Source organism: Alkalibacterium olivapovliticus (assembly GCF_003003275.1).
GTDB lineage: Bacteria > Bacillota > Bacilli > Lactobacillales > Carnobacteriaceae_A > Alkalibacterium > Alkalibacterium olivapovliticum.
In genome coordinates this window covers 1-26,094 of sequence record NZ_PVTO01000016.1, presented here as the reverse complement: position 1 = coordinate 26,094, position 26,094 = coordinate 1, and the positions used below count along the sequence as shown (strand labels likewise).

The following is a 26,094-nucleotide window of genomic DNA, read 5'->3' as shown; positions in this document are numbered from 1 at the left end:
TTTGAACGAGTAGATATTACAGTGTAATCGATAATGATCGGTTAGAGTTAGACGGGCCACTTTTCTATGGTATAGGCCATTTCCCAGAACATCCACTCTAACTGACAGCTCTTCATAAATGCAGCTCTCATTCGGTTTAGTTCATCAGCAGAGGCTGTCTCCGCATATATGTCCAATCTGGTTCGGAATGTATTAGTAATGGTAGACGATTCTTCTTTAGCATAAAAGGTAATCCATTCATAAAAAGGATGACGCTCATCAATTGTCAGTGTCTTTTTCAAATGATGCCCTATTTCAAGGTAAGTCCAGGGGCAAGGGAGCAATACAGCCAGGATTTCACCAAATGACCCTTTGTGTGCTACATCCATCATATGACGAGTGTAGTGATGTGCCGTAGGAGCTAGTGGCTCATACTGAAGAGATTCATATGCAACGCCAGCCACTTCACAAAAATTAGTATGAGGATGTGTTTCGGAATGGAGGATAAAGTCTATCTGCTTATTAAAAACGGCCATGTCCTCTCTAGTATCACTTTTAGCAATGGCTAGACCATAGAGCTGATTAAATGTGTTTAGGTACTCAAAATCCTGTTTTACATAATGAATGAGTTGATCTGGTGTTAACTCAGCCGCTCCGATGCCTTTAACAAACGGATGAGATTTAATGCTGGTGAAGATAGAATCTGCCTCTTGTCTTAATTCCTGTGTAAACGTCATAGTTAGTCCTCCTGTTTTTGGTTTAAATTCCTGCATTTGCTAGGGACTCAGTCATTGTCTGAGTGAGAATGTCACTTTAATGATAGCTAATTTAGTAAATCACCTCCTGAATTATTTGGGCTATAAGGTCTGATGCTGCAGACCAATCAAGAGAGCAAAGTGAAAACAGCAAAAAAGATACCTGTTCCACCGGGTAAATTTATATGAGAATACAAAAAAGCCACTTTGCCTGAAGCGCAGAGTGGCTTTGTCTACTAGTTAATTTGAAAGATGACGAACACTGATTGCATTCGAATCCACTAAACTAGAAACTCCACTTCCCTACGCTGGTCTAAACCAGATCAGGTTCCAAGGGTCAAAGCATAGCTTTTCTCAGCCTCAGTCGGCTCCCCTAGTGAAAAATATTAATATTTAAAATGGTCTGACGGTAAGAATGGGTCATAAGAATTAGATGGAAATAAATTGTATTATGCTAAGCTATAAGGCCGAAATAGCCCATGACGATCAATCCAACAGCTATCCTGTACCAGCCAAATGAGCTGAAGTCATTTTTTCTGATATAATTCATCAGGAATTTGATTGCAACGATAGACACTAAGAATGAAACGATGCAGCCCACAAGTAATATAGCCATTTCTTCAAGCGTAAATGTGAATCCAAAGCCGATCAGCTTCAGCAGACTGGCTCCCATCATAACTGGAATAGAAAGGAAAAATGAATATTCCGCTGCTATAGGACGCGCTGTTCCGATTAGAATTGCGCCGACGATCGTCGCTCCAGACCTTGAAGTACCAGGTATAAGTGCAAGCACCTGGAAGAACCCGATCATTAAAGCTACTTTGTACGTCAGTTGTTCCCAAGTAGCTATTGTAGGAATCTTACCTTCATTTCTTTTTTCAATCACAATAAAGGCCACACCATAGACGATAAGGGCGATAGCAACTGTAAGCCAGTTGAAAAACCATTCATTGATGATGTCTTCAAACAAAAGGCCCAATACACCGGCAGGAATAATGCCCACTAAAACTTTGGACCATATATGCCAGGTTTCTTTTTTCTGTGCTTCATTCTTCCCGGAATCAAATGGGTTAAGGCGTTTAAAATAAAGCAGGACGACAGCCATAATTGACGCTAACTGAATAACTACAAGGAACATTTCCTTAAATTCATCAGTCGTATTTAATATGAGAAATTCGTCAACCAGAATCATATGTCCAGTGCTGCTGACAGGCAGCCATTCTGTGATCCCTTGAACGACACCTAGGATAATCGATTTAATTAATTCTAATAACACATTGTTAGCTCCTCTATATAAATTTCAACTCTTACATCATATCAGACATAGACAAAATATTTCTACCATAATATGAAGTTTTCAGTACAAAACCTTATTAGTTTCTGTTTCTATCTATGTGTGATAGTATTAATTGTAGTATTAGGTTCGGATATTGGGTACAATGAAGATAGAAAAATTATAAGAAAGTAGGGAGAAAAATGGGTGTTTTTGATTTTTTAAAAGGAAAAGGTAATACGCCAAAAGAAAGCAAAGTGATGTTAAGCAATCCGGTCAATGGTAAAGTCATCCCGATCGACGAAGTTGACGATCCTGTATTTTCACAAAAAATGATGGGAGACGGATTCGGAGTAGTCCCAAGCGATGGCGATATTTATTCGCCGGCACCTGGTAAAGTTGTTAGTGTATTTCCAACACAGCATGCTGTAGGTTTAGAATTGGACAACGGTGTAGAAGTACTCGTTCATATCGGAATCGATACAGTAGAACTTGAGGGTGGGCCGTTTGACACACTTGTAAAAGAAGGCGATACAGTGACAACGGACACTAAAATCTCGACTGTTGATTTAGCCGGCTTAAAAGAAGCAGGTAAAGAAAATACGGTTATCGTTGTCTTTACTAACATGGATCAGGTAGACAATTATGATTTGTCAACTACCGGAGAATCTGCTAAAGGCGCAGAAATCGGATCCGTATCATCAAAATAAACTGAATACTTAAAAGACCTGGAGATCAAGTGATCTCCAGGTCTTTTGTATAGGTGGTTAATTTAATTTTGCGGCCGTATAACGGAAAAGATAGAGCCGATTTCAGAATACGCATTTCCTGAGAGACGAGCGATAGGTTCGAGTTCTTCAGGTAAAATATATTCTTTTATAGGATCATACACTGATGGATCGATGTGTACATCTGTGACTCTCAATAGAAAATGATCGGTCACTATCTTCCCGGCGTCATCCTTGATCGGGATATGCTGATATAGAGTAGTTTCAAAGCGAATGAGCGCTTCTTTTATTCCCGGAACACTGACAGTGGAACTGTCCACAAGCGACAAATCCGTTCTGTCCAGTTCGCTTTCGTCTGAAGCCAGAGGTGCTGATGTTTCATTCATAGCTTCAGTCAGGTCACGGCTGACAATATGAACGACAGCTTCTTCCTGATCTATGATGTTAATCGCGGTGTCTTTTGCTTTCCCATCCGATCTTAAAATAGACACTGTCAGCAATGGAATCTGATTCGATGCCACACTGAAAAAACTGAAAGGTGCTGCGTTTATGATGCCGGCTGGTTCGTTCAGTGACGTAATCCAGGCAATCGGACGAGGGATGACACTGCCGGTTAAAAATTTATACTGCTGCTTGGCTGACAAGTCGGATGTTTTGAAATGATGCATAGTGTGTCTGATGACTCCTTCTTTAAATAAGATTAAACAGTTTCCCTATCGTACTCACAAATTTGAGTTTAATGTCTTTTGAAGGGGAGAGCACTGTCTGATTTGATAGCAGAAAAAAAGAGAGGAAGTCCGCTCTATAGTTTTTCCGCAAACTTGATACAAATAACCTCAGGGGCATAAATATCTTTTTGAAGCAGAGATAATGAGCCATTATCTGTATTTCTTTCAAATAGAGTTAAATTATCAGAATCCTGATGTCCAACGACTACAAACTGCTCTGTCGGGTCCAAGTTGAAATCTCTTGGTGTTTCTCCTTCTGTGGAGACATACTCGGACAAATCAAGCGTTCCATCCTCTTTAACAGTGTAAATAGCGAGCGAATCATGGCCTCTATTGGAAGCATAAACAAAACGACCATCGGATGTTACTCGAATAGCGGCTCCACCATTGAAGTCTGTATGCTCTGCGGGTATAGAGGAAATCGTCTGAAGGTGTGTAAATGCTCCGGTTTCAGCATCATATGAAAGTGTGATGACATCACTGCTCAGTTCAGCAAAAAGATAAGCGATTTTACCGTTCGGATGAAAAGCCAGGTGACGTGGACCACTTCCTGGTGCTGCCTTGAAGACAGATACCTCTTCTAAGTGATCATTTGTTAATCTATACGTATAAACTTCATCAGTCCCTAAATCACAGGCAACCAGAAACTGCTTGTCTGGTGTCAGATCAAAATAGTGAGCGTGAGGAGAGGTCTGATTTTCATGTACAGATTGTCCGGAATGAGTAACTTTATCTACTAAGGAAAGCGAACCCGAATCACTACTCTTCAATACAGCCACTTCACCTTTGTGATAATTAGCGGTATAGATAAGCTGTTTGTCATTATCATATGCTACGTAACAAGGTGGCGCTCCTTCTTCCAGATAATCGTCGACTTTCTCAAATTCACCAGAAGCGTTTTGCTTGAATGAAGCGATACCGCCTTTGCCATCATCAGTTTTCTCCACGGAATACAGATAAGAGTACCATTTGTCTCCATCTATATAGGTAGGGTTGCCGATTTGGACCTCCTGTTTTAAATGGACCAGTTCTTTTGAGTCTTGGTTTAACTCTATGCTGTAGATACCTTTGCTGTCCTTTTTGGTGTACGTTCCTAGAAATAATGTTTGAGTCATCCAGGGACCTCCTATTTATTATTTTAATGCTGACTACAGTATAACAAACTATCGAAGACCGATGAAAGAAAACAATTCTTTTATTGAAAAGTGCATTTTTTCCTAATTCTAAAGCGACTATGATAAACTATAGGAGTAGTCAACAAGGGTGGTGTCGAATGATGAATCAGGAATCGAATGAAAAAAAACCAGTCCAATGGAATAAAACATGGTTCTGGAGAAGTGTCATCAATAACAAGCTGGTCTCTGCGCTAATCGTTATGCTTTTAGTTTTTATCAATATCTATATGCTTACACGGATTTCATATATTTTTAGACCTGTCGGTATTATATTAAGTATTATTGGGCCACCGCTTATTTTTTCCGTTATCTTTTACTATCTGCTCAATCCGATAGTGGACTGGCTAGAGAAAAAGCGTTTTTCGCGGAACACAGCGATTGCTTTTGTATTCAGTCTGATCATTTTGGGAATGATCGGAGGCAGTAATTTTATTTTCCCCATTATTCAGGAACAACTGCAATCTCTAATTGAAAATTGGCCAACATATTGGAACAATCTGATGCTGCAGCTGAACGGTCTGCTCAATACCCAGGCGTTTACTGAGATAATGGATCAGTTTGGAGACACCACTATACTTGAAACGGTGTCAAATCAGACCAGCTCAGTTGTGAATGCCACAATGGGCAGTATTGGCAGTTTTATAGGAACCATTACGCAAATAGTCATTACGCTCATTACTATGCCGTTCGTTTTATATTACCTGCTGAAAGACGGGAAAAAAATTCCGCCATTCGTCACAAAATATATACCGATTCAGGCTCGACCCAGAGTGAACAAGCTGTTTTATGAAATCAACAAGCAAGTCAGTTTCTATGTCAGAGGTCAGCTGATCGTGGCCATTTCGGTAGGGTTTATCTTCTGGATCGGCTTTTCTATCGTTGGGCTTGATTTTGCACTGACACTTGGAATCTTTGCGGGCTTTATGAATCTGATTCCGTATCTTGGATCCTTTATTGCGAGTATACCGGCACTAATCATAGCCGTTGTCCATTCGCCATTCATGCTGGTCAAAGTTCTGATTGTTTTCGGGATTGAACAGATTCTTGAGAACAGAATCATATCACCACAAATCATAGGAAATACGTTAAAAATACACCCTGTCAATATTATTTTTCTGCTGCTCATAGGTGGAAGGCTGTTTGGTCTGATAGGGATCGTGTTCGGAATACCGGGGTATGCTATCATCAAAATCATTGTCTCTATGGCCTTTGACTGGTACCGGGATACGACAGGCTGGTATGATGTTGAAGATGCTCCAATCGATACAAGTGAAGCGCTCGTTAAAGTAAAAAATAGAAAATAGAATCAAATACTTACTTCGTTTAAACTGAAGTAAGTATTTTTTTATTTAAGCTTGATTTATGACAAGTTGTCACATATAATAACATAACATGACAACTTGTCATTTTTAGATTGTTTTGAAAGGACTGAATCGCTTGCCATCTCAGACATTTTATAATTTGTCCGAAGAAAAGAAAAAAAGGTTAATAGCAGGAGCAATGAAAGAATTCTCCTGTAAGTCATTGAACGATGCATCCATATCAAATATCGTAAAGAATTCTAAGATCTCCAGAGGAAGTTTTTATCAGTATTTTGAAGACAAGAAGGACTTATATTTTTATTTGATCGGTAAATTCAGATATAATTATCGTCAGCTTATGTTTAAATGTTTTGAAGAAGAGGAAGGTGATTTCTTTAAAGGGTATAAGGCTTTCGGTGAGAAGTATATAAAACTGATCATGAAATCGGAAAAATTCGGATTTTTTGAAAATATGTATATGCATATGAATTATCAGATCAATCAGGAGGCACGAGTCGACTTTAATCACGCAGATCAGAAGAAACTCCCTGAAGGGAAACGGATCCTTGATGTAGTCGATAAATCTCATCTTAAAGTGGAGTCGGATGAGGAAATCATCGATATCTTAAGGTATATCTTAAGCATGCTGAATGACACGATAATGGAAGGGTTCTGGAAAGAACTAGCTATATCAGACACACAGGAATTGTTTGTCAAACGCTTGGAATGGATTACGTACGGTGTAAAAAAAATTGAAGAAAAAGAGGCATTAAAATGATTAAATTAGTAAAATGGATGAACCCCTGGCCAGTATTTTTAAGTCTGGTATTTATGGCAGTCCAGGTAGTAGGGATGCTTGCTATGCCGACCATCACAGCCAATATTATTGACTTTGGTGTTGCAGATGGAGATATAGGATATATTATTCGGACTGGATTCATCATGCTCGGATTTACGTTTTTAACCATAATTTCTGCATTGTTAAATGTATACTTCGGAGCAAAAGAATCTCAAGGACTGGGTGATACCATCCGAAAAAAAATATTTAAAACGGTCACTTATTTCACTAATGAAGAATTGGATAAATTTGGGACATCAACACTGATTACACGGACGACAAATGATATTATGCAGATTCAGTTCGTCATGATGATGATTATTCGCATCATGACATTAGCACCATTTCTGATGATAGGCGCAGGGATAATGGCGTATTCAAGAGAACCAGATCTCGCATTTGTTTTTCTTATTTCTATGCCGATCCTGATCGGTCTGCTCTTCCTTATCCTACGGTTGACCAGCCCGATTTTTAAATCGCTGCAACTGAAAACTGATAATTTAAACCGCGTCTTCAGAGAAGGACTGACTGGTATACGCGTTATAAGAGCCTTTAATAAAGATGAATACGAGAAAGAACGGTTTGATGAAGTGAATTTGGATTTTGCTGAGACTTCTATAAAAGCTCAAACGATTCTGGCATTCATGATGCCGTCAATGGTATTAGCAGTGAGTGTCACTAACATCCTCATTATTTGGTTTGGCGCACAGTTTATAAGTGTCGGTGATATGCAGGTTGGGAATCTGGTCGCGTTTATGACGTATGCGATGCAGATTTTAATGGGGATCATGATGGTATCGTTTGTTCTGTTCTTCCTTCCAAGAGGTCAAGTTGCTGCCTCAAGAGTTATGGAAGTACTGAATACGCCTAACATAATCAAAGATCCTGATGAGCCTAAAGATTTGAAACTGGATGGAACTGTTTCAGTAAAATTCAATCATATAAATTACCGTTACCCTGGTGCGGAGGCACTTGCCTTGGAAGATATCAACTTCACACTGAACAAAGGTGAACGTCTTGCTATTATTGGAGGGACTGGTTCTGGTAAGACAACTTTAGCTAACCTGATCCCTCGTTTATATGATGTTGAGGAGGGTGCGATAGAAGTCAACGGAATCGATATCAGAGAGGTTGCTCAAGGGTCGCTGAGACAATTGATCGGGTTTGCTCCACAAAAAGCTGTGCTTTTTGCCGGGACTATCAGAAGTAACCTGAAATATGGGAAACCTGATGCTACTGACGATGAAATATGGCATGCACTGGATATTGCTCAAGGAAAAGACTTTGTTTCCAGTTTGCCGAAAGGTCTGGACTCAAGAGTAGAACACGGAGGCGGAAACTTCTCTGGAGGTCAGAGACAGCGTCTGAGTATTGCTAGAGCATTAGTGACAAAAGCAGATATACTGGTATTTGATGATTCGTTCTCTGCCCTTGACTTTAAAACAGATGCCAAATTAAGAGAGGCTTTAAAACCTGAAACCAGAGATTCCGCCGTTGTGATTATTGCCCAGCGAATCAGCACCGTAGTTGATGCGGATCAGATCATCGTTCTGGACAACGGGAAAGTTGTTGGAAAAGGAACACACGAACAGCTGAAACGCTCGAATACAATTTATCAGGAAATTATGGACTCTCAAATGAAAGGAGAGGATATTTGATGAAAAACGAGGGGAAAAGTCCTGCTCATTTGAAAGCCAAAAAAGCAAAAGATTTTTGGGGAACGACGTTCAGACTTGTCAAATACATGTCAACGCGTTTCTGGGGATTAGTTTTAACGTTTGTTCTGGTTATAGCAGCTACTATAATGGGAACGATAGCGCCTTATATATTAGGATTGGCTACGACGGAAATTTATAGAGGACTTCAGGAAGGCAACGCCCTTCGTGAAGCTGGAGAATCAATTCAGGTATTTCCGATTGATGTTGAAGTGATTAGGAACATTATTATTATCGTCGCAATCGTGTATGTCACACAGTCGATTTTTCAATATTTTCAGTCGATTATAACTGCACGTATTGCTCAGAAAACAGTCTACGATATGCGTAAAGAACTGAAAGATAAAATGTCCAGGCTACCGATCAAGTACTACGATACACATTCTAACGGGGATATCATGTCCCGTGCCATAAATGATATGGACCAGATTGCGAATACACTTCAGCAGTCACTGTCTCAGTTTATCATCAGTGTCGTGCAGTTCGTTACTGTCCTCACAGTTATGACAGTGATCGATATTCGTCTGACATTAGTGACTATTGTAACAGTACCGATCAGTTTCTTACTGATCGCATGGGTCGCACCGAAATCACAGAAACAATTTGCAAGCCAGCAGAGAGAACTCGGTGTACTGAATGACCAGGTTGAAGAAACATTCTCCGGTCACACTATTGTAAAAACATACAACCGTGAAGATGATGAAATTGAAAAATTCATCGTACAGAGTGGTAAATTGAATGATGCATCATGGAAGGCTCAGTTTCTTTCGGGTATAATGATGCCTTTAGTCAGCTTCTCCAGAGACTTAGGATATTTTGGTGTGGCTATCGTAGGGGGTATTGGAGTAGCGAACGGAACAGTTTCACTAGGTAATGTACAGGCATTTATCCAGTACGTCAATCAGTTTTCTCAGCCAGTGAGACAGATCGCAAACTTGGCAAATACGATTCAAGTGACGATTGCATCATGCGAGCGTGTATTTGAAATCCTGGACGAAGAGGAAATGGAAGACATTGAATCCGGACTGGAACCGCAATTACAGTCCGTACACAAAATCAGTTTTGATCATGTACAGTTTGGCTATGAAGATACGCCAGATGCTGAACTGCTGATGACTGACTTCAACCTGACTGTAGAAGAAGGTGAAATGATCGCCGTCGTCGGGCCGACAGGAGCAGGGAAATCTACACTGATCAACTTGCTTGAACGCTTTTATGATGTCAAAGGCGGAAGCATCAGATATGAAGGTGTTGATGTCAGAGACATTGACCGACACGAATTAAGAAGCCGATTTTCGATGGTTCTGCAAGATACTTGGTTGTTCAATGGAACGATTTGGGATAATATTTCTTATGGAAGCCACGATCAGTCCAACTTGAATGAAGCTGATATTCTAGCCGCATCGAAAGCAGCTCATGTTGATGACTTTGTCAGACGATTGCCTGACGGTTATAATACTATTCTTAATGAAGAGGGAACTAATATATCTCAAGGACAGCGTCAGCTGATCACAATTGCGAGAGCATTTCTAGCTGATCCTGATATCCTGATTCTTGACGAAGCCACGTCATCCGTTGACACTCGTACAGAGATCCTTATTCAAAAAGCTATGGCCAATTTACTACAAAACAGAACAAGTTTTGTAGTGGCTCACCGACTATCTACGATTAGAGATGCAGACAAAATCATCGTGATGAATCACGGTGATGTGATTGAAACAGGAAATCACGATGCATTAATGGATCAGGATGGATTCTATGCAGAGTTATACAACTCTCAGTTCCAGACACCTGAAGAACAGTTAAAAGCTGTTTAAAAAAGAAACAAGCAGCGAAATGAAGCCGACCATAGAGGTTGAGTTGAGGTGTAGTCATCTCCTTCTCAACTTCTATGGTTTTTTTTGCTGAATAGTGTAAATGAAAAATCAGCTGATAAAACCGACAAAAGAATCTAATCAAATAGCGGTTACATTTTTTGTTTTCATTCGTTTAAAATCCTGACACTTTAATCCTTTTCTAATCTAATTAACTCTGTTGCTTAATGTTAAAAGCAAGTCTAGAATGAAAAACATCATAGAAGAGGAGGGTTACATCATGTCGGCAACAGATACACTTTGGGTATTATTAGGAACAATTTTAGTCTTTTTCATGCAGGCGGGTTTTGCGATTTTAGAAGCCGGTCTGACAAGGGCAAAGAATTCCGGTAACATTATTATGAAAAATCTGATGGATTTTGTTACAGGCTCTTTGCTCTATTGGTTCGTAGGATTTGGAATCATGTTTGGTCCTTCGTTATACGGCTTTATAGGATCACCCGATTTTTTCGTTACACAGAATTATGACTCAAATATACCAGGATATGCTTTCCTTATGTTCCAGACGGTATTTTGTGCAACAGCAGCGACTATCGTGTCTGGTGCCATGGCAGAACGAACTAAATTCAGTTCATATCTTTTATATACTGTTATTATTTCTGGATTGATTTATCCGATCTCAGGACACTGGATTTGGGGTGGCGGCTGGCTTGCTTCACTCGGATTCGAGGATTTTGCTGGTTCAGTAGCCGTACACATGGTAGGAGGAGTAACGGCTCTGGTTGGTGCCAAAGCAGTTGGACCCAGAGCAGGAAAATATGATAAAAACGGCAAAGCCAATACGATACCGGGGCACAATTTAGTTTTAGCTGCTCTGGGAGTGTTTATCCTATGGTTTGCCTGGTTTGGCTTTAATGGGGCTTCGACACTTGAGGCATCAGATGCAGGCTCTCTTAGCCTGATTGGGACTATTTTGCTCAACACCAATCTGGCCGCCGCTTCCGGAACATTAATCGCCATGGTTTTATCCTGGGTTCGCTTAGGTAAACCAGATCTGGGGTTAACAATGAATGGGGCTTTAGCCGGATTAGTCGGTATTACAGCAGGGTGTGCAGTCGTCAGTCCGTTTGGTGCAGTAGCGATTGGCCTCCTGTCATCTGTAGCTATGGTTTATGCTATCGAGTTTATTGAACAAAAAGCTAAGATAGATGACCCAGTTGGGGCATTCGGTGTTCATGGAGTAGCTGGTGGACTGGGAACATTACTGGTTGGCGTATTTGCAGTTGATGGCGGGCTTTTATATGGCGGAGGATTAGCCATGCTGGGTGTCCAGTTTATAGGTGTTGCAGCTGTCGCTCTGTGGGTCGTTGTCACAATGACACTTGTTTTTAAACTGATTGATGCAACAATTGGCTTACGTGTGACTCCTGAAGAAGAAGAAGCAGGCATGGACGTCAGCGAACATGGATTGAGCAGCAGTTATCCTGATTTTGCTCTTCCAGCAATTGTACCGGCACAGGAAATGCCGGAAGTTTGAACATAGGTAAAACCGACAGTATTACGGGGCTTTTTCCCGTAATACTGTCGGTTTGTTTTTATGTCCTGTTATAAAGATATACAGGCATCGTCAATCTGATCAGCTGGTCGTGTCTGATTTTACACCCGGAACAGAAGCTATGATATGCAACTCGCCATCAATAGTCCAGCTCGTGATTCCTGAAGGGAGAATGAAATGCATACCCTTGGTTAAACTGTATGAAGAGCCTTTAATGTCGAGTTTGCCGTTTCCATCCAATACACTGACTAAAGTATAGACTCCTTCTGCCATGAATGGTGTTTGTCCGCTTATAGACCATTCCTGTACGGTGAAGAAGTCATTACTGACTAGGGTGGTGATTGTGGATTTTTCTATTTCAGTAGTGACTTTAGATGGTTCAGGATCACTGTGTGGAATCGTCGTTACATCGATTGACTGCTGGATATGCAGCGGGCGTGTGTTTCCGTTGTTGTCTTTACGGTCATAATCATAAACACGGTAAGTGGTATCGCTTGACTGCTGGGTTTCGAGAATCATGATCCCGCTCCCGATAGCATGAATGGTTCCGCTTGGCACATAGAAGAAATCACCCGGTTTGACCTTTACATATCTCAACAGTTTATCCCACTGTCCGTTTTCGATCATACTAACAAAGTCATCTTTTGTTTGAGCATGGTGCCCGAAAATAATTTCAGCATCTTTTTCAGCATCAATAATATACCAGCATTCAGTTTTACCCAGTTCGCCTTCATGTTCAAGACCATAGGTGTCATCCGGGTGAACTTGAACGGACAAATCATCTGTCGCGTCAATGATTTTAGTTAAAAGAGGGAAGACATCCCCTTCCTGATGTCCGAACAACTCTCTGTGATCATCCCAAAGCTCAGTTAAAGTCTTTTGGGCGTATGGTCCTGTAGACACGGTAGCAGGACCATTTTTATGTGCACTGATTGCCCACAATTCACCGGTTCTATCGCTAGGTGAGTTGTATCCGAATTCTTTCTTTAACTTATTTCCACCCCAGATTTTTTCCTGAAGCACTCCGTCTAAAAATAGTGGTTCAATCATGTTTTAGCCCCTTTATTTGTTTTATCCAGTTTATCATATTTCCAGATACTTTGGGCTAGTTTGATTAAGTATCAATAATTAAGACTAAGCTTGTACTTTTTGTCATCTTCACTTATAATTTATAAGGATTGGGTTCGTTTATTCTAGTAATCATTTGAAATAACAGTATAATAAAGAGAGTAGGTTTTTTCATGGCACAACTATTTTTTCGTTATGGCGCAATGAATAGTGGGAAATCAATTGAAATTCTAAAAGTCGCTCATAATTACGAAGAACAGGACAAATCAGTCGTTTTGTTTACGAGCGGTCTTGATAACAGAGAAGAAGTAGGCGTTATCTCCAGCCGGATTGGAATAAAACGCAAGGCGATACCTGTTAATGAAGACACTGATATTTTTGAAGAAGTCAAAAAAATGGATAAGCCCATAGCGTGTGTATTGATCGATGAAGCCCAGTTTCTGAAAAAAGAACATGTCGATCAGCTTGCAGAAATTGTGGATCAGCTGTCAATTCCGGTCATGGCATTTGGATTAAAAAACGATTTTATGAATCAGCTGTTTGAAGGATCTGAAAGATTGCTGATACTAGCCGACAAGATTGAAGAAATGAAGACAATTTGCTGGTTCTGTCATAAAAAAGCCATTATGAATATGCGCATGCATAACGGAAAACCAGTATATACAGGAGAACAGATAGTGATCGGCGGGAATGAATCATATTATCCTGTCTGTCGTAAACACTACCACGATCCTCCTGTCGAGAGTGTATAAAAAGGGAGTGATTGTTTATGAGTATGTTTGACCGCTTACATGAAGTAGCTATACGCTACGATGAATTAAATGAATTATTAAGTGATCCGGAGGTTATTAAGGATACGGATCGGTTGATGAAATTGAGTAAAGAAGAATCGAATCTGAGAGAAACGGTCTCTTCATTCAGGAAATACCAGGCTATTTTGTCAGAGCTTGAAGATACAGAAGAAATGCTTAAAGAATCTTTGGATAAAGATATGGAAGAGATGGCTAAAGAGGAACGCAAGTCTCTGATTGAAGAAAAAGAAAAGCTGGAAGACGAATTGAAAGTGATGCTCCTTCCTAAAGATGAGAATGATTCACGAAATGTCATTATGGAGATCCGAGGAGCAGCTGGGGGAGACGAAGCTCAGCTTTTCGCAAGTGATCTGCTGGAAATGTATCAGAAATATGCTGTTAATGAAGGATGGAAAACAGAAATTTTGGATGCAACTTCCAACGGAATCGGTGGCTATAAAGAGATAACGTTAATGATAACTGGGAACAACGTTTACTCTAAACTGAAGTATGAGAATGGGGCACACCGTGTTCAACGTGTTCCACAAACAGAATCTCAGGGACGGATACACACATCTACAGCTACCGTAGTGGTCATGCCGGAAGCAGAAGAAGTAGAAGTGGATATTGACGAAAATGATATTCGTGTCGATATTTATCTGGCAAGTGGAGCAGGTGGACAACATGTCAATAAAACTGCTTCTGCTGTCCGTTTGACGCACGAGCCGACTGGTATCGTTGTAGCAATGCAGGATGAACGGTCACAACTCAAAAATAGGGAAAAAGCCATGAAAGTTTTGCGTTCTCGTATTTATGACAAAATAACCACTGAGGCTCAGGCTGAAGTAGATGCAGAAAGAAAGTCTGCCATCGGTACGGGTGACCGTTCTGAACGAATCCGTACGTACAACTACCCTCAAAGCAGAGTGACTGATCACCGTATAAATCTGACTATTCAAAAACTGGATCAGATTTTGTCAGGAAAGTTAGGCGAAATCATTGATGCTTTGTTAATGTGGGAGCAGTCTCAGAAAATGGAGCAGCTTAAAAATGAGTATTAACCACAGTGATCAAGACAAAACATATGGAGAAGTCCTCAATCGGGCTTCTTCTTTTTTAAAACAAAGAGATAAGGATACTCATATAGCTGAATGGCTGATGAAAGAGTTGTTCAATTGGAATACGACACAACTCATCACAAAGAGGTTTCAACCTATATCAGATAGCCAAAAAATCAACTATCTTTCGGCCGTTAATAAGTGCGCTACTGGTATTCCTCCTCAGCATGTTGTGGGTCATGAATGGTTCTATGACCGAAAATTTAAAGTCACCTCAGATACCCTTATCCCAAGACCTGAAACAGAAGAATGGTTTGACCGGTATATAAGAACGCTTCCAGAACATCCGCTCAGTGTGCTGGACATTGGAACCGGAACTGGTGTATTAGCAATCAGTCATAAACTGGAGAGGCCACAAGATCGTGTAACAGCAGTTGATATCAGCCCGGAAGCTATAACAGTTGCTGAGGAAAATGCAAAAAGACACAATGCCGACGTTACTTTTCTAGTCAGTGATCTGACTCAGGAAATTAATCAGAGAATGGACCTGATTATTTCAAATCCTCCTTATATTAGTAAACAGGAAAAAAATGTAATGGATGATTCTGTTATTCTTCATGAACCGCACCTAGCTCTTTTTGCAGAAGATGACGGACTGTACTTTTACAAAAAGCTCGCAGAACAGTTACCTGGAATCATTAGTCCTGAAGGGGTCATTGTGATGGAATATGGTTACAGACAAGGTCAACAAGTAAGAGCATTATTTCAGTCGGCTTTTCCTGAGGCTGACGTGACGATCTGGAAAGATATGTCCGGAAACAACCGGGCAATAGTCGTCCAACTACACTCAAGTAAAGGCGGTAGATGAGATGAGAACTATTAAGTGGCAGCCCAGTGAGATAGATGAAGCAGCAGATTGGCTGAAAAAAGGGGAAGTCGTCGCTTTTCCAACAGAAACAGTGTATGGTTTAGGTGCTGATGCGACAAACGAGTCTGCCGTTCAGAAAATATATGCAGCAAAAGGAAGACCAAGAGACAATCCTCTGATCATTCATATATCCAGTCTTTCGCAAATGAAAGAGTTTGTCACTGAGATTCCAGAAAAAGCAGAACTTGTTATGTCACACTTCTGGCCAGGGCCATGCACAATCGTGTTGAAGAAGAAAGGACCTTTAGCTCAATCAGTGACTAATGGGCTGGATACAGTAGGGATCCGAATGCCCGACCACCCCGTTGCGCTGTCACTGATTGAAAAAGCCGGTGTCCCTTTAGCTGCTCCAAGCGCTAATTCATCTGGAAAGCCCAGTCCGACAACTGCCCAGCACGTCATCAATGATCTTAACGGAAAAATCAGCGGGGTTATCGATGGTGGTCCAACTGGAGTCGGTCTGGAATCAACAGTCCTAGATCTGACTGATCCTAAAAGACCAACTATCCTTAGACCTGGCGGTGTGTCTTACGAAGAGTTGACAGAAGTATTAGGAAGAGTTTATATCGATGGGCATTTAGAAGATGCGACTCAGGCACCGAAATCCCCTGGCATGAAATACCGACACTACTCTCCTGATAAACCAGTATACATCTTACCGGTAAACGGTGAGCAGGCCGCAGCTATTATAGAGGGCCTGAAAAATGAAGGGCATCAGATTGGGCTCTTAGTAAGTGATCAGTCTCTGAAATTTTTACGCTCAAAGGATACAGTTGTTTTCTCCCTAGGAGATAAGAGCAAACCGAGCGAAGCTGCCAGCAGGCTGTATGATGGGTTGAGAGTTCTTGATCAATCAGAGGTTACGGTCATACTTGCTGAGCCTTATGACTCTTCAGGTATAGGAAGAGCGTATATGAATAGGCTTGAAAAAGCAGCTGAATGGCTGGGGCAGTCTTTATAAAAGTTCCGATTTGTCTGGAATCTCAACAGTGCTTTCTGTACAATAGAAGAAGAATTTAAAAAGTAAAGAATAAAGGAGATAAACCATGGGAAATATTCAAGTAATCGATCATCCACTTATTCAGCATAAACTGACTATCATCAGAGATAAGAATACAGGTACGAAGTACTTTAGAGAAGTAGTAAACGAAATAGCCCGTTTACTGGCTTATGAGGTGTCAAGAGAAATGGCATTGGAAGATGTTGAAATTGAAACACCTCTAGTGAAGTCGACACAAAAACGATTAGCCGGCAAAAAAGTAGTAATCGTCCCTATATTACGAGCCGGATTAGGAATGGTTGACGGCATACTTGATTTAATCCCAGCAGCAAAAGTTGGGCATGTGGGCATGTACCGTGACCATGAAACTATGGAGCCTGTTGAGTACTTTATTAAAATGCCTTCAGATTTACCAGAAAGAGAATTACTGGTTGTGGATCCGATGCTTGCGACAGGTGGATCGGCAGTTGCGGCTATTGATGCACTAAAAAAACGTGGAGCAACAAATATTAAATTTGTCTGTCTGGTTGCAGCACCAGAAGGCGTTAAAGTTTTACAGGAAGCCCATCCCGATGTGGATATTTATACTGCCTCTTTAGATGAAAAACTAAACGAAAAAGGCTATATATTACCTGGATTAGGGGATGCTGGAGACCGCTTGTTCGGCACACTATAAAAAAACGTATAATAGTTGAATAATCAATAATGAGCTTTGAAGGATGGACTACTCCTTCAAAGCTTTTTCTATGACAAAATGTCAGTCTTGTAACAATTGTGTTATAAGCATAATAAATGAAATATAGTAACAGGTGTGCTATTATAGTTTCGAAAGGATGAAGGGTATGACATTAGTGGCTTTACAATCAATTGTGAACTTGATTTCTCACATCTTTTTTATTCTGGTGGCGTTCTGGTCTTTGCAAGCCTTACGTACCGATGCATTGATAAAGAAGTACCATATCCCGCAGGCACGCACATTATATATAATTACCGCAATTGCCTTAGGATACAGTGCCAGTAATTTTTTTATTGATTTTATTCAATCAATCCAGAACTTATTTTTCTTTTTATAGAAGAAAAGTCACGAGTTAGACACATTGGGGAGAATTGTCACAAATATGTCATGAATAAAGGGATTTCAATTAGTATCTCTTTATAATCTTATCTGTTATACTATATCAGTCATTCATCAATTGAATGCATAATCGAGATAATCTAATGTTAATTGACACTCAGAATAGACAGTTGGTAAGTTTGAAATAAGCTTGTTATGAATAATGGAGGGCATAGAATGGACAAGATTTTAGTAAACGGAGGCCAAAGACTGACAGGGTCTGTTGATATAGATGGAGCTAAGAATGCTGCTTTACCTATATTGGCTGCAACAATCCTTGCTAGTGAAGGCAATAACGTAATCAATAACATTCCGTTGTTATCAGATATTTACACAATGAAAGAAGTATTGACTCACTTAAATATTACAGTTGAATTTGATGAAAAAAATAAAGAAATCCGAACAGATGCAACAGATGAGTTGAATAGCGAGACACCTTTTGATTTTATGAGTAAGATGCGTGCATCAATAGTAGTTATGGGACCGTTATTAGCGCGTACAGGTTACGCTAAAGTTGCTCTTCCTGGTGGATGCGCCATTGGATCTCGCCCAATTGATTTACATTTAAAAGGATTCGAAGCCATGGGTGTCAAGATACATATTGGCAATGGCCACATAGAAGCCTCTGTAGATAAACTGAAAGCAGCACACATTTATCTGGATTTCCCAAGTGTGGGTGCAACTCAAAATATTATGATGGCAGCTACTTTAGCTGAAGGAACAACAACTATCGAAAACGTTGCAAGAGAACCTGAGATAGTTGACTTGGCCAACTTCCTTAATAAGATGGGTGCTAAAGTTGTTGGAGCTGGCACTGAGACACTAAGGATCGAAGGCGTCGACGCTTTGAAAGGTATCGAACATTCGGTTCTCCCTGATCGTATTGAAAGTGGCACATTCATGGTGGCTGCTGCTATTACTCAGGGTGATATATTGATTAAAGAATGTGTTGCAGAGCACAACAAACCTTTGATTTCAAAATTGACTGAAATGGGGGTAACCTTCATTGACTCATCTGAAGGTTTAAGAGTCATTGGTCCTGACAAGTTAAAATCAACCGATGTCAAAACTATGCCTCACCCAGGATTCCCTACTGATTTGCAGGCACCTATGACGATTGCCCAGTTGGCAGCAGAAGGCACCAGTATCATGAGAGAAACTGTATTTGAGAACAGATACATGCATATGGAAGAATTGAGAAGAATGAATGCTTCTTTCAAAATAGACAGCCAGAGCATCATCGTTCATGGTGGAACTAAACTGCAGGGAGCGGAAGTAGCATCAAGCGACTTGCGTGCATCAGCAGCATTAGTTTTGGCTGGGCTGATAGCAGAGGGACACACATACGTAACTAACTTGAGTCACTTGGACAGGGGATACTCTAACTTCCACTTGAAACTCCAGAAGCTTGGAGCAGATGTGGAAAGAATTTCTAGTGATGAAGTAACTGTAAAAAACCCGTCAAAAACGACTGTAAGATAATAGACGTATAGATAAGAAAGCGAGAGCCGAAATCTGCTCTCGCTTTTTGTGTGTAAGCTGCTATATTTTAAATTAATGGTTGCTCTTTTTTTATATCTTAAGTATCATAGATAGAGTGAAAACAATTTTTGAAAAATGAATCTCGTATTTATAACTATTGCAACAGAATGTTGAGAGGAGACAAACGATGGCTAGAGATATCGGCATCGACTTAGGAACAGCTAATGTACTTGTTCATGTTAAAGGTAAAGGGATTGTATTAAATGAACCGTCTGTAGTTGCTTTGGACACGAAAACAAATGAAGTTCTAGCGGTTGGAGAAGACGCTTATATGATGGTGGGACGGACACCTGGAAATATCAAAGCGATTCGACCATTACAAGGTGGGGTTATTGCTGACTTTGATATTACTGAAGCAATGCTGACCTATTTTATAAACAAATTAAATGTTAAAGGTTTTTTATCGAAACCCAATATTCTGATTTGCTGTCCGACAAATATTACAGCAATTGAACAGAAAGCTATTATTGAAGTTGCTGAAAAGAGCGGCGGAAAGAACGTTTATCTGGAAGAAGAACCAAAAGTGGCGGCAATTGGCGCAGGGATGGATATTTTTCAGCCGAGCGGGAATATGGTCATTGATATCGGTGGCGGAACAAGTGACATTGCTGTTTTGTCAATGGGTGGTATTGTAACAAGCCGTTCAGTTAAAATAGCTGGAGACACTCTAGATAATGATATAACTCAATATATTAAGAAGAAGCATAATCTACTGATCGGTGAACGAACAGCAGAAACAGTTAAAAAAGAAGTCGGTGTGATTTTTGATCATGGTCGAAATGATGAGATGGATGTTCGAGGACGTGATATGGTAACGGGTTTACCAAGAACAGTATCCATCACATCACTTGAAGTTATGGAAGCAACTAAAGAATCGATGGTTGTTGTTGTGGAACAGGCAAAAGCTGTTCTTGAACAAACACCACCTGAATTATCAGCAGATATCATAGATAGAGGCATTATTTTGACAGGCGGAGGGGCAATGCTTGACGGTATCGAGCTGCTGTTTGCAGAAGAGTTAAAAGTGCCTGTCTTTAAAGCAGAGAATCCTCTTGATTCAGTAGCTTTAGGAACGGGAATTTTGCTGGAAAACTTAAAGAAAAGAACGAACTATTATTCATAAGCATAGTGTCAATTAATCGGGTTTTAATGTTATAATTGGGGTGTTCATTAATGACGTGGAAAGTTATTTTAAAAGATGTATTTTTTTATATACTAAAAATTCTAGTTGTTTTACTGTTAATCGCTGCGGCGTTTATTGAAGGAGCAATGTTAGGATATAGCGTTATTGGTGGAGCAGGAGATCCAATGGACGTTTTTAATCCTGAACTTTGGCAACATGTATTAGATTTTATATTTTAATATCAATTTAGGGCGTTTATCTTCGGATGAGCGTCTTTTTTTCGTGAGTTTCTGATTCTTTGATCAATACATAATAGTAGAGAAAGAATGTCTCTTTCTACTATATTTTGAAAAGAGGATTAAGATGAACACTATTGCACTTGTAGGAAGATTAACTAAGGAAATCGAGTTAAGAGATGTTGGTGAAGGCCGTTTCGTGACGAACAACACGCTTGCAGTCAGGAAAACATTTAAAAAAGAGGGGGTACCTGAGGCCGATTTTATTCCCTTTGTAGCATGGGGTAAGCGTGCTGAATTACTTGAAGAGTATTGTTCCAAGGGAGATCTGATTGCATTGACCGGTAAAATGCAGTCAAGATCCTATAAAACGGAATCTGATGAAACGAAATATGTTGTAGAAATGGTTGTAGAAGATATCGAATTTATTCAAAAAAAAGCTGCAGACAAACCTGCCCAGGAAGTCACAACAGTATAACAAAACCGGCAAGCCTGATAAATCGGGTTTGCCGGTTTTGTTATACTGACGTAAATCTGGAATTATATTCTATGAATGAAAGAAAAGGCATGCTAAACATATTTAAATTCTTTATTAAATGCATTGATTTACATAAAAAATTCAACTATCTTATGTATAATGAAATCAGCACGGATTATAGAAAGAAGGGTAACTATGCATATATTAATGATTGAAGACAATGAATCGGTATGTGAAATGATTGAAATGTTTTTTTTAAAAGAAGAATGGGAAGCAACATTTGCTCATAATGGAAAAGAAGGATTGGAACTCTATCAGAAAAATGAAAGTAAATTTGATTTAGTCGTCCTGGATATCATGCTGCCTGAGATGGATGGGATTACAATCTGTAAAGAAATCAGAAAACGCTCAACAACGACTCCCATCATCATGCTCACAGCAAAAGATTCAGAGAGTGATGAAGTGATCGGTCTTGAAGTTGGAGCAGATGATTACGTGACTAAACCATTCAGCCCACTAACATTAATGGCCAGAATTAAATCGCTGCTTAGACGGGTAAAAAATAATGAAGCTGATTCATCCGAAATCATATACGAAATAGAAACTCAGCATTTGAAAATGGACAGGACAACAAGGGAAGTCATTTTATATAACAAATCATTAGATAATTTAACACCAAAGGAATTTGATTTGCTCTATACACTAGCTAATAGTCCAAGACGCGTGTTTTCCAGAGAACAACTGCTTCAGCTGGTTTGGGATTATGAGTATTTTGGTGACGAACGGACAGTTGATGCACACATAAAAAAACTCAGACAAAAGTTATTTGAAAATGGACCACAAGTGATTCAAACAGTTTGGGGTGTTGGGTATAAATTTGATGACACGGGATCAATCGATTAAGATGAAACTCCCCTATTTTTATCAGCAGTTTCTTGGCTTTCTGGCTGTTATTGTCCTGCTGATGACCGTAACAATCATTTCGCTTGTCCACTTTGGAAGAGAATCAGCTCTTAGAAGTGTTGAAAATCGGTTGTTTCAATATGCAGAGTCAGTCACAGATGAAAATATAAAGTATGATGACTTACTGACCATTCAGCAGCTGCTGAATGATCAGGGCGTTTCGTTTTTTGTTTTTGATGAGCAAGGTGCTTTGATCTACCCCTTTCTCTCATCAGAATTTGAAGCAAGAGTAGCACCGGAATATGTCGACAGGCTTCAGACAGGAGAAAATTTGTCACTGATCACCAGTCAGGAAGACATGCTTGGCAACCCCAGAGAAACCTCTCTGATTTATTCTCCCTATTTTGATGAACAGAGTGGGGAGTATGCCGGTTTTATTACAGTCAGTTCGCCAGTCAGTCACATTGATGCCCAGATGGATGATTTGAAAGAAAATTTATTTAATGCCTTTTTACTGTCTGCGATACTGGCTATAATAATGAGTGCTATTTTTGCCCGTTATCAAGTCAATAGAGTCAACCGCTTACGTAAAGCAGCTCATCAAGTAGCTGAAGGTGAATACAGTATTAGGCTTGATCATAAAGAACGAGATGAAATCGATTATCTATCCAGAGACTTTAACAGAATGGTAAGTGCACTCAAGCAGTCTCAGGAAGAGGTTAATCGTCAGGAAGAGCGACGAAAGACCTTTATGCAGGATGCAGCTCATGAAATGAGGACACCACTTACCACAATCAATGGATTACTGGAGGGACTTGAATACGATGTGATTCCTGAAAAACAGAAATTGCGAAGTATTCATCTGATGCGAAAAGAGACGAGGCGTCTTATTCGTTTAGTTAACGAGAACATGGATTACGAAAATATTCGCTCAAATCGAATTGTGTTGAACAAACAGTCGATTCCACTTGAAGAGCTGATGGAAGAAATTAAAGAACAAATGAGAGATATGGTGAGAGATTCCACTAATAAGCTGATTATTCAGGATTTTGAAGAATTGATCATTTATGCAGATTATGATCGGCTTAAGCAAATTCTTGTAAATCTAATAAAAAATGCTATGCAGTTTACACACCACGGGACCATAATCGTAAAAGGAAATAAAACGGCAGATGGAATCCGAATTAGTATTAAGGATACGGGCATCGGCATGAGTGAAGAGGAAATTAGATTTATATGGGAACGTTACTTCAAAGCGGACAGCTCGAGAGTTAATACGAAATATGGAGAATCTGGATTGGGACTGGCAATTGTTCAGCAGTTAGTTGAACTCCATAAAGCAACCATCGAAGTTGAAAGTGAAGTGGATAAAGGGACAACATTTACTATCGAATTTCCTGACACTGATTTGATGTGATTTACCCAGACAAAATCTGTACTGACGATGTGATCCGGTCTCGCCCCCATTAGTGTAACTCATTACTCTAATTTGGGAGGTCGACACGCCGGGTTCGTCATTACAGGTTTTTAGTTTTTTCCAGGCGGAAAAATTGTTTGAGGATTAATCCTTTACATCCTTTCCGATTAAGGCTATAGTATAAGATTGAATAGAGATGAAAATCGGGGGAAAAGTTATAACTTTTACATACACAATTTCTCAAATATTAAAAAAGAAGGTTTTAAAATGCTAAAAATAAAAGAACTGATTAAACGCCAATCTGATTATTTTACTGTATTCGTCCTGCTGTTCTGGCTGAAAACATACATTTCATATCAGGTAGAATTCAATTTGGGAGTCACAGGCGCTCTGCAGCAATTCATACTGCTTATTAATCCTATTGGACTGACAGTTTTACTCTTTTCACTTTCTTTATTCAGTAAAAACAGCAAAAGATCTCAGAAGATTTTATTTGGACTGTCACTCACAGCAACGTTTTTACTCTATTCTAATATTCTCTATTACAGAGAGTTTTCTGATTTCCTCACCACGACTATTTTAGTCGGGTCAAACAATCTGTCTGGCGGACTGATTGCTTCCACTATAGCCATGATGCGACCGTGGGATGTGATTTACTGGCTGGACGTAGGAGTTCTTGCCTATCTTCTGTTTAAGAGCAGCGAGTCCCATGCACTTGACAAGCGTTCGACAAGCATCCGGAGTGTCAAACCGGTCCTGATAGTGGGGGGGGCTTTTCTGCTGGGGAATTTATTTTTGGCAGAAATCAGTCGTCCGCAGTTGCTCACCAGAACATTTGACCGTAATTACATTGTCAAATATCTGGGAATCAATTTTTTCACAGGATATGATGTAGTACAGACTTTGAAAAACACACAAATCAGGGCACTGGCAGACGAATCTGATATTAATGAAGTGATCAGGTTTACTCGAGAAAATCATGCTGAACCTAATCCCAACTATTTTGGTGTAGCAGAGGATCGAAACGTTATAGTCATTTCACTGGAAAGTGTTCAGCAGTTTCTGATCGATTTCGAACTGGAAGATGAAAATGGGGAGATGCATGAAGTCATGCCATTCGTTAATAGTCTCTTCAACAATGAATCTTCCTATAGTTTTGAAAACTTTTTCCATCAGACCAGTCAAGGTAAATCTTCTGATGCAGAAGTGCTTGGAGAAACATCATTATATGGATTGCCGCAAGGAAGCGCATTTCAGTCTCTTGGATCGACGAATACATTCCACGCCGCACCTAATATTCTTAAAGAAACAGCTGGCTATACAACTGCTGCGTTTCATGGGAATGTGGGATCGTTCTGGAATAGAACAGATACGTATAATGCCTTCGGGTATGATTACTTTTTTGATTCTGAATTCTACGATCTTTCAGAAGACCGTGCCCTTGAATATGGACTTAAGGATAAATTGTTTTTCCACGATTCAGTTGAGTATTTAGAACAGCTGCCGCAACCGTTTTATACGAAATTTGTGACAGTCACTCATCACTTTCCGTTCCCGCTTGATGAGCAAAATTCCGGATTTCCGTTAGCTCAGACTGATGATAATACAGTCAACAATTTCTTTGCGACTGCGAATTATGCCGATCAGGCCATCGAAGAATTTTTCAATTATTTGAAAGACTCAGGCCTGTATGACAACTCTATTATCATGTTATATGGAGATCATTACGGCGTGTCTAATATGAGAAACCCTCATTTGGCTCCACTTGTAGGGGAGGATGCCGAAGAATGGGGAGAATTCCAAAATGCGCAGATACAGAGAGTTCCTCTAATCATGCATGTTCCGGGTGTCGATAATGGTCAAGTCTTTGATACCTATAGTGGACAAGTCGATATTCTGCCAAGCTTGATGCACCTGCTGGGGTTGGAAACAGATGACTATCTGTTTATGGGGCAGGATGTTTTATCTAACGAACACAATAATGAAGTGCCACTCAGAAACGGTCGAGTGATTACACCGGACTATACCTTTATCAGTGATTCTATTTATGACACCGATACGGGAGAACTGATTTCTGAAACCATGAGTGAAGAAGAAAGCAGTAAACTGTATGAGATTCGTAACAGGGCCAGAGAAGAACTGACACATTCAGATAATTTACTATCCATGGACCTTCTCCGTTTCTATACGCCTGAACCGTTTAGAAATATACAAAAAAACGACTACTTGTACACTAATCAACTTGATGTTCTTGAAAACAGTCCGTCAAAAGACTCAAGCCTACTTCAGAAGAATGATGGCGTCTCAACACTGTATCTCTACGAAACAGATGCACCTGAATTGAAGGGTGCACCAAATGCGCTGTACAATTCAACTAGTCAGCCTACTCAACTATCTGACTGACAGTTTTACACAATGAGAAGAATGAGGTGATTAAGTCACCCATTCTTCTTTTTTACGGTCATGTAAAAAAAACTGTGAACTTGAATAATTCATAGTACCTTGTCAGAACAGGCATTTATCCCGCTTTGATAAGGTTTATCACTCTATTCCTTCTTCACCCGTTGGGTGAAGA

At 39.9% G+C, this 26,094-nt stretch carries 24 protein-coding genes and 1 riboswitch; of the genes, 19 read left to right on the top strand and 5 right to left on the bottom strand.

The window, feature by feature from the left end:
• Positions 1 to 47: 47 nt before the first annotated feature.
• Together tenA and CLV38_RS08650 are read right to left on the bottom strand one after the other, a co-directional pair.
• Positions 48 to 716 carry a thiaminase II gene (gene tenA / locus CLV38_RS08655; protein ID WP_106194174.1) on the bottom strand — a complete coding sequence of 223 codons (669 nt, stop codon included), beginning with the start codon at positions 714 to 716 and terminating at the stop codon, positions 48 to 50.
• A 301-nt stretch (positions 717 to 1,017) separates the two neighbouring features.
• A riboswitch (TPP riboswitch) is annotated at positions 1,018 to 1,119 on the bottom strand.
• A 69-nt stretch (positions 1,120 to 1,188) separates the two neighbouring features.
• A complete protein-coding gene (locus CLV38_RS08650) occupies positions 1,189 to 2,010 on the bottom strand; it encodes an undecaprenyl-diphosphate phosphatase (RefSeq protein ID WP_106194171.1) in 822 nt (273 codons plus the stop codon).
• A gap of 200 nt (positions 2,011 to 2,210) precedes the next feature.
• On the opposite strand from CLV38_RS08650, the gene CLV38_RS08645 reads away from it, so the two are divergent.
• On the top strand, positions 2,211 to 2,717 hold the full coding sequence (locus CLV38_RS08645; RefSeq protein ID WP_106194167.1) for a PTS sugar transporter subunit IIA: 507 nt from the start codon (positions 2,211 to 2,213) through the stop codon (positions 2,715 to 2,717).
• Between the two features lie 62 nt (positions 2,718 to 2,779).
• On the opposite strand, the gene CLV38_RS08640 is transcribed toward CLV38_RS08645, so the two are convergent.
• On the bottom strand, positions 2,780 to 3,403 hold the full coding sequence (locus CLV38_RS08640) for a flavin reductase family protein (RefSeq protein WP_106194164.1): 624 nt from the start codon (positions 3,401 to 3,403) through the stop codon (positions 2,780 to 2,782).
• 134 nt (positions 3,404 to 3,537) lie between these two features.
• Entirely contained in the window at positions 3,538 to 4,578 is a 1,041-nt protein-coding gene (locus tag CLV38_RS08635; RefSeq protein ID WP_106194160.1) for a lactonase family protein, read from the bottom strand.
• A 158-nt stretch (positions 4,579 to 4,736) separates the two neighbouring features.
• On the opposite strand from CLV38_RS08635, the gene CLV38_RS08630 reads away from it, so the two are divergent.
• From CLV38_RS08630 to CLV38_RS08610, 5 genes are all read left to right on the top strand, one after another.
• Positions 4,737 to 5,942: an AI-2E family transporter gene (locus tag CLV38_RS08630; protein ID WP_170068853.1), complete on the top strand. Its 1,206-nt coding sequence runs from the start codon at positions 4,737 to 4,739 to the stop codon at positions 5,940 to 5,942.
• Between the two features lie 133 nt (positions 5,943 to 6,075).
• Positions 6,076 to 6,717: a TetR/AcrR family transcriptional regulator gene (locus CLV38_RS08625; RefSeq protein ID WP_106194151.1), complete on the top strand. Its 642-nt coding sequence runs from the start codon at positions 6,076 to 6,078 to the stop codon at positions 6,715 to 6,717.
• Positions 6,714 to 8,435 (top strand): ABC transporter ATP-binding protein, encoded by a 1,722-nt coding sequence (locus CLV38_RS08620; RefSeq protein WP_106194148.1) that lies wholly within the window; start codon positions 6,714 to 6,716, stop codon positions 8,433 to 8,435. Before CLV38_RS08625 ends, CLV38_RS08620 begins: the two co-directional genes overlap by 4 nt.
• A complete protein-coding gene (locus CLV38_RS08615) occupies positions 8,435 to 10,309 on the top strand; it encodes an ABC transporter ATP-binding protein (RefSeq protein ID WP_106194144.1) in 1,875 nt (624 codons plus the stop codon). Before CLV38_RS08620 ends, CLV38_RS08615 begins: the two co-directional genes overlap by 1 nt.
• Before the next feature lie 277 nt (positions 10,310 to 10,586).
• Complete coding sequence (locus CLV38_RS08610; protein WP_245920574.1) at positions 10,587 to 11,843, top strand: ammonium transporter; 1,257 nt, start codon at positions 10,587 to 10,589, stop codon at positions 11,841 to 11,843.
• Between the two features lie 99 nt (positions 11,844 to 11,942).
• Here the strand turns inward: CLV38_RS08610 and manA are convergent, their stop codons facing one another.
• Positions 11,943 to 12,911, bottom strand: a complete 969-nt coding sequence (manA, locus tag CLV38_RS08605; protein ID WP_106194140.1) for a mannose-6-phosphate isomerase, class I — start codon at positions 12,909 to 12,911, stop codon at positions 11,943 to 11,945.
• 191 nt (positions 12,912 to 13,102) lie between these two features.
• Here manA and CLV38_RS08600 point away from each other — a divergent pair, with 191 nt between their 5' ends.
• The 13 genes from CLV38_RS08600 (at position 13,103) to CLV38_RS08540 (ending at position 25,922) form a co-directional block, all read left to right on the top strand.
• Positions 13,103 to 13,681, top strand: coding sequence for a thymidine kinase (locus CLV38_RS08600; protein WP_106194137.1), 579 nt, complete (start codon positions 13,103 to 13,105; stop codon positions 13,679 to 13,681).
• A gap of 23 nt (positions 13,682 to 13,704) precedes the next feature.
• Positions 13,705 to 14,781, top strand: a complete 1,077-nt coding sequence (gene prfA / locus CLV38_RS08595; protein WP_106194268.1) for a peptide chain release factor 1 — start codon at positions 13,705 to 13,707, stop codon at positions 14,779 to 14,781.
• Entirely contained in the window at positions 14,771 to 15,646 is an 876-nt protein-coding gene (prmC, locus tag CLV38_RS08590) for a peptide chain release factor N(5)-glutamine methyltransferase (protein ID WP_106194133.1), read from the top strand. The genes prfA and prmC overlap by 11 nt, the downstream gene beginning before the upstream one ends.
• A 1-nt stretch (position 15,647) precedes the next feature.
• Positions 15,648 to 16,667 carry an L-threonylcarbamoyladenylate synthase gene (locus CLV38_RS08585; RefSeq protein WP_106194129.1) on the top strand — a complete coding sequence of 340 codons (1,020 nt, stop codon included), beginning with the start codon at positions 15,648 to 15,650 and terminating at the stop codon, positions 16,665 to 16,667.
• Positions 16,668 to 16,752: 85 nt separating this feature from the next.
• Positions 16,753 to 17,382, top strand: coding sequence for a uracil phosphoribosyltransferase (upp, locus tag CLV38_RS08580; protein ID WP_106194125.1), 630 nt, complete (start codon positions 16,753 to 16,755; stop codon positions 17,380 to 17,382).
• A gap of 166 nt (positions 17,383 to 17,548) precedes the next feature.
• The gene (locus CLV38_RS08575) at positions 17,549 to 17,779 is read left to right on the top strand and encodes a DUF1146 family protein (protein ID WP_106194122.1); all 231 of its coding nucleotides are present in this window, start codon (positions 17,549 to 17,551) and stop codon (positions 17,777 to 17,779) included.
• Between the two features lie 218 nt (positions 17,780 to 17,997).
• Positions 17,998 to 19,302, top strand: coding sequence for a UDP-N-acetylglucosamine 1-carboxyvinyltransferase (murA, locus tag CLV38_RS08570; RefSeq protein WP_106194119.1), 1,305 nt, complete (start codon positions 17,998 to 18,000; stop codon positions 19,300 to 19,302).
• A gap of 187 nt (positions 19,303 to 19,489) precedes the next feature.
• Positions 19,490 to 20,485 carry a rod shape-determining protein MreB gene (gene mreB / locus CLV38_RS08565; protein ID WP_106194115.1) on the top strand — a complete coding sequence of 332 codons (996 nt, stop codon included), beginning with the start codon at positions 19,490 to 19,492 and terminating at the stop codon, positions 20,483 to 20,485.
• A 50-nt stretch (positions 20,486 to 20,535) separates the two neighbouring features.
• Positions 20,536 to 20,724 (top strand): DNA-directed RNA polymerase subunit beta, encoded by a 189-nt coding sequence (locus CLV38_RS08560; protein WP_106194111.1) that lies wholly within the window; start codon positions 20,536 to 20,538, stop codon positions 20,722 to 20,724.
• Between the two features lie 124 nt (positions 20,725 to 20,848).
• Positions 20,849 to 21,199, top strand: a complete 351-nt coding sequence (locus tag CLV38_RS08555; RefSeq protein WP_106194107.1) for a single-stranded DNA-binding protein — start codon at positions 20,849 to 20,851, stop codon at positions 21,197 to 21,199.
• A 195-nt stretch (positions 21,200 to 21,394) separates the two neighbouring features.
• Positions 21,395 to 22,102 (top strand): response regulator transcription factor, encoded by a 708-nt coding sequence (locus CLV38_RS08550; protein WP_106194104.1) that lies wholly within the window; start codon positions 21,395 to 21,397, stop codon positions 22,100 to 22,102.
• Positions 22,080 to 23,519, top strand: a complete 1,440-nt coding sequence (locus tag CLV38_RS08545; RefSeq protein WP_245920573.1) for a sensor histidine kinase — start codon at positions 22,080 to 22,082, stop codon at positions 23,517 to 23,519. The genes CLV38_RS08550 and CLV38_RS08545 overlap by 23 nt, the downstream gene beginning before the upstream one ends.
• 267 nt (positions 23,520 to 23,786) lie before the next feature.
• Positions 23,787 to 25,922, top strand: a complete 2,136-nt coding sequence (locus tag CLV38_RS08540) for an LTA synthase family protein (protein WP_106194097.1) — start codon at positions 23,787 to 23,789, stop codon at positions 25,920 to 25,922.
• The last annotated feature ends 172 nt before the right edge of the window (positions 25,923 to 26,094 follow it).

Bases quoted from the DNA above. Each gene is read 5' to 3' on its own strand.
- CLV38_RS08545 (WP_245920573.1), top strand. From the start codon at position 22,080: ATGACACGGGATCAATCGATTAAGATGAAACTCCCCTATTTTTATCAG.
- prfA (WP_106194268.1), top strand. From the start codon at position 13,705: ATGTTTGACCGCTTACATGAAGTAGCTATACGCTACGATGAATTAAAT.
- CLV38_RS08620 (WP_106194148.1), top strand. From the start codon at position 6,714: ATGATTAAATTAGTAAAATGGATGAACCCCTGGCCAGTATTTTTAAGT.
- CLV38_RS08585 (WP_106194129.1), top strand. From the start codon at position 15,648: ATGAGAACTATTAAGTGGCAGCCCAGTGAGATAGATGAAGCAGCAGAT.
- CLV38_RS08600 (WP_106194137.1), top strand. From the start codon at position 13,103: ATGGCACAACTATTTTTTCGTTATGGCGCAATGAATAGTGGGAAATCA.
- CLV38_RS08615 (WP_106194144.1), top strand. From the start codon at position 8,435: ATGAAAAACGAGGGGAAAAGTCCTGCTCATTTGAAAGCCAAAAAAGCA.
- CLV38_RS08540 (WP_106194097.1), top strand. From the start codon at position 23,787: ATGCTAAAAATAAAAGAACTGATTAAACGCCAATCTGATTATTTTACT.
- murA (WP_106194119.1), top strand. From the start codon at position 17,998: ATGGACAAGATTTTAGTAAACGGAGGCCAAAGACTGACAGGGTCTGTT.
- CLV38_RS08635 (WP_106194160.1), bottom strand. From the start codon at position 4,578: ATGACTCAAACATTATTTCTAGGAACGTACACCAAAAAGGACAGCAAA.
- CLV38_RS08645 (WP_106194167.1), top strand. From the start codon at position 2,211: ATGGGTGTTTTTGATTTTTTAAAAGGAAAAGGTAATACGCCAAAAGAA.
- CLV38_RS08640 (WP_106194164.1), bottom strand. From the start codon at position 3,403: ATGCATCATTTCAAAACATCCGACTTGTCAGCCAAGCAGCAGTATAAA.
- mreB (WP_106194115.1), top strand. From the start codon at position 19,490: ATGGCTAGAGATATCGGCATCGACTTAGGAACAGCTAATGTACTTGTT.
- CLV38_RS08560 (WP_106194111.1), top strand. From the start codon at position 20,536: ATGACGTGGAAAGTTATTTTAAAAGATGTATTTTTTTATATACTAAAA.
- CLV38_RS08555 (WP_106194107.1), top strand. From the start codon at position 20,849: ATGAACACTATTGCACTTGTAGGAAGATTAACTAAGGAAATCGAGTTA.
- prmC (WP_106194133.1), top strand. From the start codon at position 14,771: ATGAGTATTAACCACAGTGATCAAGACAAAACATATGGAGAAGTCCTC.
- upp (WP_106194125.1), top strand. From the start codon at position 16,753: ATGGGAAATATTCAAGTAATCGATCATCCACTTATTCAGCATAAACTG.
- tenA (WP_106194174.1), bottom strand. From the start codon at position 716: ATGACGTTTACACAGGAATTAAGACAAGAGGCAGATTCTATCTTCACC.
- manA (WP_106194140.1), bottom strand. From the start codon at position 12,911: ATGATTGAACCACTATTTTTAGACGGAGTGCTTCAGGAAAAAATCTGG.
- CLV38_RS08630 (WP_170068853.1), top strand. From the start codon at position 4,737: ATGATGAATCAGGAATCGAATGAAAAAAAACCAGTCCAATGGAATAAA.
- CLV38_RS08550 (WP_106194104.1), top strand. From the start codon at position 21,395: ATGCATATATTAATGATTGAAGACAATGAATCGGTATGTGAAATGATT.
- CLV38_RS08610 (WP_245920574.1), top strand. From the start codon at position 10,587: ATGTCGGCAACAGATACACTTTGGGTATTATTAGGAACAATTTTAGTC.
- CLV38_RS08575 (WP_106194122.1), top strand. From the start codon at position 17,549: ATGACATTAGTGGCTTTACAATCAATTGTGAACTTGATTTCTCACATC.